Here is an 8,535-nt window from a genome sequence, read left to right on the forward strand (position 1 = left end):
CATGTCGCTCAACAGCAACCGCGCCCGAATCGACCAGATGTTCCAGGTGATGTCGCCAGCATTGGATGACTTCATCTCCACCGCTATCGGGCAGGAGGACCGGGCGCTGGGTGCGCAGTGGCCTCAGCTGCTGCAGGCCAAGGACGCCAAGAAGGGCATCACCGACAAGGTCTACGACCCGGCAGATCCGCAGACACAGTTGCGGATCCTGACCGAGTCCAATGTCACCGCGGGGCTCAAGCCGGGCTGGTACCCGATCAGCAATCAGCTGGGCCGGGTGGGCGAGTCGTTCGCCTCCGAACTGCGGGATGTGCGCAACAAGTGGGCCCACGGTGCGTCATTCACCGATGACGATGCCTATCGCGCTTTGGACACCAGTGAGCGGTTGATGACATTGATCGGTGCGACCGATGCTGCTGCGGGTGTGCGCACAATTCGCGTCTCGCTGCGCCGGATGACAGCTGACCGCGACGACAAGAAGGTGCTGAAGCAGGCCGTCGGTAACCCGGGTGCCCAGGGCCTGCGGCCATGGCGCGAGGTCCTGCCCCCGCACCATGACGTGGCCACGGGCAACTTCCACGCTTCCGAGTTCGCCGCCGACCTGTACAAGGTCGCCAGCAGCCAGAGCGGCGATGTCGAGTACAGCGACCCGGGTGAGTTCTTTCGCCGCACCTACCTGACCGAGGGCCTGCAGGACCTGATCGGTCGGGCCGTGAAGCGCCTGAACAGTGACCCGAATGCGTCGCCGGTGATCAACCTGCAGACCAACTTCGGTGGCGGCAAGACCCACTCCATGCTGTCTCTGTGGCATCTGGCCGCCGGCCTGCCGCTGGACTCGTTCCCGCAGGAGACTCAGGAGCTGCTGCAGGCCAACGGATATGTCCCGCGGCAGGTGAACCGAGTCGCGATCGTCGGCAACCACATCTCGCCTGCCGGCGTCACCAAGCCCGATGGCACCGTCGTCAACACCATCTGGGGCGAGCTCGCCTGGCAGCTCGGCGGTCCCGAAGCGTTCCAGCTCGTCGCCCGCGCCGACGCTGACCGCACCCCACCAGGCCAGGCCCTCCACATCCTGCTCGCCCAGTACGCCCCCGCGGTGATCCTGATCGACGAATGGGTGGCCTACGCCCGCAGCCTAGTGGGCCGCGACGACTTGGCTGGCGGATCCTTTGATGACCAGTTCACCTTCGCCCAGGCCCTGACCGAGGCCGCGAAGGGCACCCCCGGCGTCCTGCTCGCGATCTCGATCCCCGCATCCGATGTCGGCAAGTACGGCGACGAAGCCGCCGGCAATGCCGAGGAAGTGGGCGGCGCCAACGGCCTCGAAGCCTTGAAGCGGCTGCAGAACGTGGTGCGGCGCGTGGCCGACCAGTGGCGGCCCGCCTCGTCGACCGAGGCCTACCACATCGTCAAGCAGCGGCTGTTCACCCAGCCCACCCCGGAAGCGCTGGCCGAGATCAACGCCACCGCCCACGCCTTCGTCGACATGTACCGCACCTCGCCCAGCGAGTTCCCCTCCGAGGTCCGCGACAACGACTACGTCCGCCGAATCCGCGAGACCTACCCGCTGCACCCCGAACTGTTCGACACTCTCTACGAAGAGTGGTCCTCGTTGGAGCGGTTCCAGCGCACGCGTGGTGTGCTGCGGCTGATGGCCACCGTCATCCACGCGCTGTGGACCGGCGACGACCAGGCCCCGATGATCCTGCCCGGATCCATCCCCCTCTCGGCGTCGAGCGTCAACAGCGAACTCACCCAGTACCTGGCCGATAGCTGGAAGGCGATCATCGACGCCGACGTGGACGGACCCAACTCCGAACCCGTCCGCATCGACACCGACAACCCGCAGTTCGGCGCCCGCGCGCTGACCAAGCGCCTCGCCCGGACCGTGTTCTTCGGTGCTGCCCCAACAATCGCGCCCGGCGCCACCACGAAGGGCATCGCCACCCAACGCGTCATGCTCGGCACCGCCATGCCCGGCGACGTGGTCGGCAACTTCCACGCCGCCCTCAACCGGCTGCAGGACAAGGCCACCTACTTCTACTCCGGCAACGGCAAGTACTGGTACGACATCCAGGCCAACATCACCCGCACCGCCCGCGACCAGGCTGACAGCCTCCATATCGAAGACGTGTGGGCCGACATCACCCGACGCCTCGCCGCCCAGGCCGGCCGACGCGGGGACTTCGCAGCCGTCCATACCTGCCCTGATACGTCGAGCGACATTCCCGACCTCGACACCGCCCGGCTCGTGGTGCTGCACCCACGCTTCGCCCACACCAAGGGCAAGGACACGTCCGAGGCGATGGACTTCGCCCATCACGCCACCGCCAGCCGCGGCACCGCCAACCGCACCCACCGCAACACGCTGGTCTACCTCGCCCCCGACACGAAGCAGCTCGACAGCCTCGAAGCCGCGATCCGTGACTACCTCGGGTGGTCGTTCGTGCTCGACTCCGGCGCCGAGCTCGACCTGACCGAGAACCAGCGCACCCAGGCCCGCACCCGCAAGGCCCAGGCCGACCAGACCGCCACCACACGGCTGGTCCAGGCCTACATCTGGGCGTTGGTGCCGACCCAGCCCAACCCGCAGCTGCCGTTCACCGTCGACGAGCGCCGCATTGACACCCAAGGCGACTGGCTCGCCGAACGCGTCGCCAAGCGCCTCGGCAACGACGGCAACCTGTCCACCCGGCAGGCCGCCAACACCATCCGCCTCGCGATCCAGAACGTCCCCCAGATCTGGCAGTCCGGACACGTGCCGCTCGGCACCCTCTGGGGCCTGTACAGCGACTACTGCTACATGCCCCGTCTGCGGGACCGGACCGTCCTCGAACACGGCGTCACCGACATGCCCCTGCACTGGCAGCTCGAAGGATTCGCCCTCGCCACCCGCTACAACGACGACACCCAGCGCTACGAAGGACTCTGGACCCCCGAACACCTCGACCAGCAGCCCCCTGCCACCATCGACACCATGCTGCTCGTCCGCGCCGACGTTGCGGCCGTGCAGATGGCCAAGGATGTTCAACCCGCCGACCCGGCCTCGCAGCCGATCGGCGGTGACGACAGCCCCAGCAGCGTCGAGACCGGCGGTGGCATGGTTCCCCAGCCACCGACACCGCCCCTGCCGCCCGCCCCTGCCACAGCGGCCAAGACCCGCTTCTACGGGCAGCGATCGCTCAACCCCGACCGACTGGCGATGGACTTCAAGCAGATCAGCGACGAGATCCTCGCTCACCTGCGCGCCAACCCCTCGACCCGCATCAGCGTCCACCTCGAGGTCGAAGCCACCGAAGCCGCCGGGTTCACCGAGGCCCAGATCCGCACCGTGTCCGAGAACGCTGCCACGCTCAAGTTCGAGCAGCATGGTTTCGAGGAACGATGAAGATATCCCGTGGTGACCGGCCCATGACGAAGGACAAGACCAAATGACGATCGGCTATCGCACAGTTTTCAGCACGCCGGCGGACTCCGATCTGGAACGCAACCTTCCCCAAGCCGTATCGCAATGGCTCCGGCACAAGCGGCTCCCATCGCAGGATGTCTCTGTCGGGACTCACTCACTCAACGACAGCACAGTCCTCACCGTCGCGTCCCACGAACCACGTGGAGAAGGGCTTCGAGGCCTTCGCTACCAGCTGGTCGAGAACAAGCCAGAGGGGTGGACGAGCACCATCTCTGCTCACTTCGGGATTTCAAATAACCGCATTTGGATCGATATCGAACCACCCAACTCGAACCGCCCGCTGGCAGGAGACGTCAAGCGGGACCAGTTCGTTGGTGTGCCGCGCATCGTCAGGGATCTCTTGGCAGAGTTCCACGCTTTGGACGGGCCGTTGGACATTCGCGACCAGCCAGCGTTCGTCACCACAGCCGATGATGTCCATAAGTTGCTCGAAGGCATCACTTCACCCGAGCGGCATATTCCAGTGATCGTCGCCGGGCCGCTGCCAGGAATTGAACCAGAATCCTGGCGGAGGATGGTGGACGGGATCACACGTAATACGGTAGGAATGGCTGCCACCCACGTGCTGACCCCTGAGACAACAACGCTATTCCATGAGAATCTCCCAGGAAGTTTGACAGTACCTGCGGGATCCCTGCGCACCTTTCTGCCTGACCTAAAGCTCGAAGAAGGCGGCAATCATCGGCGACACCGAATCATGTCACCCCACGCATTGGTCAATCTCGACGAGAAGATTCTTCGTCGCATCGTAACCAATGCCGTCAAAGAATATGCCGTCTCGCGTCCTCTGCCACCCAGCGCACTTCGCATGGATCGTCTGCTGGACCGCGCACAGGACGCACTGCTGCTTCAACCGGCAGAATCAATCACGATTGCTCCAGTAGAGTCCACCCCGACGGTTCCACTCGTCGACACCGGTACGGATCTTCTACTGCAGATTGCCACGACACTTGGCTGCTCCAGCAACTCCCGAGAGATTCTGGAGGCGATCCAACGACTGGTTTCTGTTGATGCGCAGAGGGCCGCCTTGGCATCCACGCTCCAGGCCATGCGCGATGCCCAAACACTGCGCGAGACACGACTCGCAGATCGTCTGAGTGACCAGCAGCATCGAATTGAGTCCCAACAGGACTCCATCGCTGAGCTAACCAAGAGGCAGGAGGACCTGCAGCTTGAGGTTGCCGAACGAGCCGACGCCACACGGCGACTCGAAGCAGAGCTCAGCCGCCTTCGCCACGACGCACTGGTGAACGGTCAAGGTGAACTCGCCTATCCATCGGAGCCGGTGGTCCCTGAAGCTCCCGATCAGATGGAATCACTCCTGGAGTGGTTCACAAATCAGGTGTGGCCACACGTCGTCTTTACTGGCGACCCAAAGGACACTCTGTCATTGGAACAGCATGACGCACTCGGATCATGGTCGGCAGCAGTAGCCGACATTTGTGCCACGCTGGAGGACTATGCCCAATCCGTTCAAGTGGGGGAATTTTCCGGAAACGTGCATCAGTTCCTGCAGAATCCGCCGCCCGGCCGTACGACCCGCAGCGCTGCTTCGGCCGGCAAGCACGCCGCCGTGGAATCCGAGTGGGTGAACAACAACAAGCAAGCAAAAAGGGAGCGGACACTACCCGTTCCACCAACGATCGACCCGTCCGGCAGCACATTCATGCAGGCGCATTTCCGAATCGCCAACTACGGGATGATCTCCCCACGCCTCTACTACTACGATGCAACATCACTAGACGGGAACGTGTACGTGGGCTACATCGGCCGACACTTGACGAACACTAAGACATCATAATGGATGTTCGGCGTGGCCGATCGATCACCAGCCTGATGCTCTGCAATTTCGCCTTACCACAAACCAATCGACTCGTCAGCAGCGGCCTTGCGCCGCAACAGGTGACCAGCGGACCGGGACACATTCCAAAAGTGCATCGGAACCCCTGGCGGCAGCGAACAGAAGTGCGCCGCCAAGCCATTAAGAGCTGCAACGAGAGCTAGACGATCCACGGACGAATCGGAGAAATAATCTATCGAAAACAGCCGATGGCTAATCTACATCGATCTAACCTGCTTGTCGCGTTCCACAAAACGCGAGTACAACTCAACCAAGTCGTCGACGATTGACTCCCATTCTGCCACGATCGACGAGTTTACCGCGAGCATGGTTGCGCGGCCGTGCATGACATCCGACGATCGCGAATAGCAATACCGAGCGAGCCTGACCGTCTCATAGTCATTCATCCATTCCTGAGGTTTGGAGTGACGCAGGAGCACTGGGATCTTTTCGTTCACTCGATTCTGCCGCGCAGGTCGCCCCGAACACTTCGAGTATCCATCAGCGACCACCACTTCAATACGAGTTCGAAGTACGGATACCCGAAGACGGAGGAAGGTATCATCCGGCAGAGATTCGACCCCTGGCAGCTCGTCAATAGAGTTCATGACAGCGCCTCACAGGCCGACCGAGCTGCTTGGAGCTCGATATCCGATACTACGCACCGAGGCGGATTTCCATGACTCGCCTGGTTCCACCCAACATCATAGGGAGACATCAAGAGCTTCGCCCGATCAATGGCGACTGAACCTTCACTACCCACCAGATCAGCCGCTACCCCCATTCGCTTCTTCGTCGTAGCAGCGGATTCATCATCGAGCTTCTCAAGCCACGCGCGCGGATCCTGACCGCAAACGATTGCCCTCGAAATGACGAATCGACGTAGGGCATTTTCGACAGCCTGTCGACACAGAATACGGATAGGATTCGTCATCGCCATCAGCGTATCTGGACTGTTGTCTAGCAACATCAATGACTCTGCATCATCCATCAGGAGTGCGGAAATCGAGGGAGCACTTGTCACACAGATCTTGTTGGACCCAGACACTCTCCTGACACTACGCGCGTCCGCGTCAAGGCTACTGGCCACCAAATGTTCCCGGAGCCGCTCATCGTGGGTTAACACAACAACGCGACGATCTTTGGCCACCTGGACCAAGTGCTTTGCCAAGTAGTCAACCCGCAACTCGTCAAAGGAATGAACAGGGTCATCGACAATCAGGAAACCAAACGGACTATCTTCCACTCCAGCCAACGCAGGCGCGAGCAACAGGGCATTGCGTTGCCCCGCACTCAACATGCCGGGACCCAGCACATTTCCACTGTCTTCCTGCAGCTCGACAGTGGCTTGCTTCTTGAGCACCCTGAGATTGCTGATCTCCATTCCGACGTCCTGCAACAGGTGCTTCAACACCCTACTGGACTCGACCCTCAAGGCCCCTTGGCGTTGCTGCATCAGATCAGTCTCAAGCTTGGCCAGTTGCTTCTTGACATCCTCCCAGAGCTTGGATTGGATCGCCTCTTCACCGCGCGTTTGCACAATTTGGAGCAATGGCGCTACAGCCGCGGCACAGCTCCGCCTCCAGCGCGCTTCGTCTGATGCGCGCTCAACCATAAGGCGATACTCGTCGGCAAACGAATCCGAACGCATGTGTTGGCCCAATTCTTCAGCAGCAGCGCAGCAGCGGTCAGAATAGCCCGAATCCAGAAACGTCTCACGGAGCCGACTCAAGATCTCGATAGCCTTGTCTGTCTCGTCCCGTTCACTGGTTTCGGCCATGCCGCCCATAGCAGCGAGAAGCACGCTGGTTGCCTCGATCACTTGACCGATCAGCCCTCGCCACCGCGTCACCGCAACCACAACTTGCTTGTTTGCCTTCAGGGTCTCCTGAAGATGCTTGCGCCAATCCGTGACTGAGCCGCAAACTGGACAGGCCAGGGGGGACTCATCAGGGGCGTCATTCAGGTCTTTCAGATTCCCAATGAGACCCGGATTATGCTGCTGCCCCAGACCGGCCACCGCAAGAGTGGCGGTCTCGACATCATCGAAGAGACCATTCAATGCATTCAAGGCTTGCGGGTCCAGCTTGACGGGCACCTCATCGCCACCGGCCATCACAAGTTCGTTCTCGGAGAGCCAGGTCTCCACGTTGTCACCCAACGAAAAAAGGGAAATAGTTGGGCGCCCCTCATCTGCAGCCAGCTGGGCCAGGTTTCGCACCGTGTCGGCACGAGTTTGCTCCACTGCCCGCGCAGCCTCGAGCGCTTCTTCGGAACGAGTTGCGATCTCATCACGAACGAGAGAAAAGCAGTTGCCGAGAACGAGAAGCCGCTCAAGATACTCCTGCAACTGTTTAGAATTTTGGATATAACTCTCCCACTCCGCGTAGGCAAAGACCGGACTATACGCAACAGCCGCATCGCGCCACCCCGACCCAAGCGTCACGGTTGCCCCGACACCTCCAACAGGCGTTCGGGTTGCCTGAATCTCCACCTCACCATCCCGAGGCACTCTGACCGTCAGCGCGAGCTTCTCCCCCGTTGACTGCTGCAGCACCAACAGGATCCGCCCCGAAGGTGCTTGATCATGCACCGGCACCGGCGCCCAGACTCGCGCTCTGCCGGCTGCCCCTGAAGCACGCACCACCCCACCCGCGGTGCTCCCGTGAATAGCCATATCGACACCATGCGCGAAACTAGACTTCCCAGATCCGTTGGCGCCATGCACAATCGTGATCCCGGGCCCTGCTTCGAAGTCAAGAGCCATACCCGACTCTGGGATCCCACGAATTCCCGATACTTCTGCGCGAATCAGCCACCAAACAGCCCCACTCGCGGCAGGATCGAACTCACCTTGCCTTGGGCTTTCCCCGGCCAGCTCTTCAATCACCTCACGGAGCCGCTGCCAAGCCTGCACCGACGACTGCTCACGGGCTCTCTCGAGCTTTTCATCAACGCACGCCTTGAGATCACCGAAAGTCAGCGAAGCCAAACGAGCCATCTGCGCCACCCATCCCCGAGGCACTCGTGCCAGCAATACCCAATAATGTTGCCCATCCTCTTCTATTCCAGGGAGTAGTGCAACGGCTGCACGTCTAGCCTCGATCTTTCATGAGGGCTGGTTGGTCAACGGTCCAGCGTCGTTGCCGGTCTCGTAGTCATGATTCTGGCATGGGGGTGTGACAAGGTCCCGCATGCGCTGCGGGTAGGCGTCGGTTCCACTGCC

General features: G+C 61.5%; 3 protein-coding genes. 2 read left to right on the forward strand and 1 reads right to left on the reverse strand.

Annotated elements, in window-relative coordinates; genetic code table 11:
- Position 1 precedes the first annotated feature (1 nt).
- Entirely contained in the window at positions 2-3,388 is a 3,387-nt protein-coding gene (locus AAEX57_RS14025) for a Swt1 family HEPN domain-containing protein (protein WP_342092895.1), read from the forward strand.
- Between the two features lie 43 nt (positions 3,389-3,431).
- Positions 3,432-5,270: a hypothetical protein gene (locus AAEX57_RS14030; protein ID WP_342092896.1), complete on the forward strand. Its 1,839-nt coding sequence runs from the start codon at positions 3,432-3,434 to the stop codon at positions 5,268-5,270.
- A gap of 643 nt (positions 5,271-5,913) precedes the next feature.
- Here AAEX57_RS14030 and AAEX57_RS14035 read toward each other — a convergent pair.
- Entirely contained in the window at positions 5,914-8,319 is a 2,406-nt protein-coding gene (locus AAEX57_RS14035; protein WP_342092897.1) for a hypothetical protein, read from the reverse strand.
- Between the last annotated feature and the right edge of the window lie 216 nt (positions 8,320-8,535).

The organism is Luteococcus sp. H91 (assembly GCF_038433135.1).
GTDB lineage: Bacteria > Actinomycetota > Actinomycetes > Propionibacteriales > Propionibacteriaceae > Luteococcus.

What these genes read in the sequence shown, in the direction of transcription:
- AAEX57_RS14025 (WP_342092895.1), top strand. Translation starts at nt 2, where the DNA reads ATGTCGCTCAACAGCAACCGCGCCCGAATCGACCAGATGTTCCAGGTG.
- AAEX57_RS14030 (WP_342092896.1), top strand. Translation starts at nt 3,432, where the DNA reads ATGACGATCGGCTATCGCACAGTTTTCAGCACGCCGGCGGACTCCGAT.